Origin of the sequence: Mesorhizobium sp. M7A.F.Ca.US.002.01.1.1, assembly GCF_004022955.1 — a bacterium.
Lineage (GTDB): Bacteria > Pseudomonadota > Alphaproteobacteria > Rhizobiales > Rhizobiaceae > Mesorhizobium > Mesorhizobium ciceri.
This window is the reverse complement of sequence record NZ_RZQE01000613.1, coordinates 1-2,879: the sequence shown is the minus strand read 5'-3', so window position 1 is coordinate 2,879 and position 2,879 is coordinate 1. Positions and strand designations below refer to the sequence as shown.

3 protein-coding genes are annotated in these 2,879 nt (G+C 62.0%); 1 reads left to right on the top strand and 2 read right to left on the bottom strand.

The genetic code is table 11. The features are described from left to right. Nucleotides 1-87 precede the first annotated feature (87 nt). Both EN932_RS32880 and EN932_RS32875 read right to left on the bottom strand, forming a co-directional pair. Nucleotides 88-1,278, bottom strand: a complete 1,191-nt coding sequence (locus EN932_RS32880; RefSeq protein WP_127388323.1) for a Xaa-Pro peptidase family protein — start codon at nucleotides 1,276-1,278, stop codon at nucleotides 88-90. Nucleotides 1,279-1,340: 62 nt separating this feature from the next. Continuing rightward, nucleotides 1,341-1,562, bottom strand: a complete 222-nt coding sequence (locus tag EN932_RS32875) for a hypothetical protein (RefSeq protein ID WP_127224205.1) — start codon at nucleotides 1,560-1,562, stop codon at nucleotides 1,341-1,343. A gap of 90 nt (nucleotides 1,563-1,652) precedes the next feature. Between EN932_RS32875 and EN932_RS32870 the strand changes: the two genes are divergently transcribed. Then, the coding region (locus EN932_RS32870) for an ABC transporter substrate-binding protein (RefSeq protein ID WP_164890749.1) at nucleotides 1,653-2,879 on the top strand (1,227 nt) is incomplete at its 3' end.

The following is a 2,879-nucleotide window of genomic DNA, read 5'->3' as shown; positions in this document are numbered from 1 at the left end:
CCTCTCCCCTCGGGGAGAGGTCGGATTGCCCCGAATTGCTTTTCCCGGATGGCAATCCGGGTGAGGGGGCAGCAGCCTCAATACCAGCTAGGCCGTCCCACCCCTGTTCCACCCCCGGCCCCGATCACCGAACATCACATAACCAGCGTCCGTCACCGCCAGCGTGTCTTCCAGCTTGATGAAGCCCCGTGTCGGGTGGAGCATGGTCGTCTCCACCGAAAGCACCATGTTCTTCTCCAGCGGCTTGGCCGCATAGGTGCCTTCATAGGTCACCGGGTGGTTGGTCATCAGGAACGGCGCCTCGTGCGTGATCAGCCCCATGCCATGGGCGAAGAAATCCGTGTAGGGCGCGACCTTCGAAGCCTTCAGCACGCCCTCGGCATGCGAAATCATGTCGCCGCCCAGCGTGCCCGCTTTGACTTTTGAGAAGGCCGCCTGCTGCACCGTCTCGACCTCGGCCAGCAGATCTTCGAGCTCGGCATCCGGTTCGCCGAGAATGCCCATCCGGCAGAGGTCCCCTATATAGCCGTGATAATTGCCGCCGGAATCGATTGACAGCACCTCGCCTTTTTCCCACGCCTGCGGTGAAGCGGCGCGGTTGTGGCTGGCACCCAGCGTCAGCAGGCAATATTCGAAATGGATGCCGCGATTGGTTTCCTCGCGCCGCAGCTGCTCGATGATCTCGCTTTTAGTCGTGCCTTCACGCGCCCAGGCAATGGTCGCCAGCATGGAATCGGTGATCAGTTCGGAGGCCGTGCGCAGCTTCTCCAGCTCCGCATAGGTCTTGATGGCGCGCATACGCTCCAGCATGTCGGTCGCATCGATCAGCCTGGCATCCGGCAACGCCTTGCGGATCAGCGTATAGGCGTCCGATGGCAGGAAGCCAGGCTCGATGCCGATGCGCGCGCCGGCCTTGCCGATCTTCTGCAGGTGCTCGACCGCAAGGTTGGCGGCGTCGAGCGTGCCCCAGCAGGCGGCGTGCAGCGTCGGCGTCCAGAACGGATTGTTCTGGTGCTCGCCGCCCTCCATGCGGTTGCCGATATAGGCGGCATGGTCCGGCCCGCCCTTTTCGTACACGACGATCGGCAGGTACCGGCTGTGGCCGATCGCATCCATGGCGGCGAAGAAGATGAACTTGTAACCGCCCAGCAGGTATTGCGTGTTGTGCTTGGAGGTGGCGAGCAGCACATCGATGCCGGCCTCCTCCATCAGCCGGTCGACCCTTGCCTGGTCGAACGGGATATTGCCGACGGCATTCTTGCCCGGAGCAATGTTCATCTCTCTCTCCCTGAATTGCCTGGGACCGCCGGCCGTTCCGCTCGCGATCCCCTGGCCATGACTCAAATCTGCACCATTTTGCCCGTTCTGGTCCAGCCAGAAATAGGGCAAACAGCACCGTTCCATGTCATCATACCTTTGTCCGTCGCATATCCCATCAATTTGGTCCTACCAGATTGACGCGATAGAAGCGCATATTCCAAACTGGTCCAGCGGACGAAAATTTCAAAGCCAAGCGAGGATGCGCCAATTCCGTCTCTGGCGAAACCCTCGGCAAGGCTCATAATCGCCGCCGCAAGGATGCTGGCGGGCTTGCCGGCGTTCGAGGGGTATTGGCGCGCCCAACCGGGTCGCGGAGAGGACGGAGTTCGATCATGTCAGGCTTCACGATTTCCAGGCGCACGATGCTTTCCGGCTCGGCAATGCTGCTGGCCTCCACCGCCATCCCGACACCGGGCTGGGCGCAGACGCCGAAGAAGGGCGGGCGGCTTGTGCTTGCCGCCGATTCCGAACCGCGCAACCTCAACCCGGCGATCGTCGCTTCCAACGGCGTCTTCTTCATCTCCAGCAAGATCGTCGAAACGCTGGCCGAAGCCTCCTACGACGGCAAGGACGGACTCGCGCCAAGGCTGGCGCTGAGCTGGGAGGGTGCCGCCGATGGGCTCTCGGTGACGTTCAAACTGCGCGACGGCGTCAAATGGCATGACGGCAAACCGTTCACCTCGGCCGACGTCGCCTTCTCGGCGCTGCAAATCTGGAAGCCGCTGCAAAATCTCGGCCGCACCGTGTTCAAGGATCTGGCCAGCGTCGACACCCCTGACGATCTCACCGCCGTGTTCAAATTCGCCAAGCCGACGCCGTTCCAGTTGATCCGCAACGCGCTGCCGGCGCTGAGCAGCGTGGTGCCGAAGCACATCTACGAGGTCGGCAAGATCGAGGACAACCCGGCCAACAACGCGCCCATCGGCACCGGGCCGTTCAAATTCGCAGAGTACAAGGCCGGCCAATATTACCGGCTGACCAAAAACACCGACTACTGGGGCAAGGACGAGCCCTATCTCGACGAGATCATCTATCAGGTGCTGCCGGATCGCACGTCCGCGGCGAGCGCGCTGGAGGCCGGAGAGATCCAGCTGGCGGCCTTTTCCGCCGTGCCGCTGGCCGACCTCGACCGCATCTCGAAAGTGCCGGGCCTGAAAGTGATCACCAAGGGTTACGAAGGGCTGACCTATCAGCTCGTCGTCGAGATCAACCATCGCCGCAAGGAACTGGCCGATGTCAAAGTGCGCCAGGCGATCGCGCATGCCATCGACAAGGATTTCGTCGTCAAGACGGTGTTCCTCGGCTATGCCGCGACAGCCACCGGCCCGGTGCCGAAGAACGATCCACAATTCTACACCGCCGATGTGCCGACCTATGCCTTCGACGTCGCCAAGGCCAACGCGCTGCTCGACGAAGCCGGCTACAAGAAAGGCCCGGACGGCAAGCGCTTCACGCTGAAACTGCTGCCTGCGCCCTATTTCAACGAGACAAAACAGTTCGGCGACTATCTGCGCCAGGCGCTCGCCGCCATCGGCATCGACGCTGAGCTGGTCAACAAC

Excerpts from the sequence above, each read along its gene's own strand:
- EN932_RS32880 (WP_127388323.1), bottom strand. The coding sequence starts at position 1,278 with ATGAACATTGCTCCGGGCAAGAATGCCGTCGGCAATATCCCGTTCGAC.
- EN932_RS32875 (WP_127224205.1), bottom strand. The coding sequence starts at position 1,562 with ATGAGCCTTGCCGAGGGTTTCGCCAGAGACGGAATTGGCGCATCCTCG.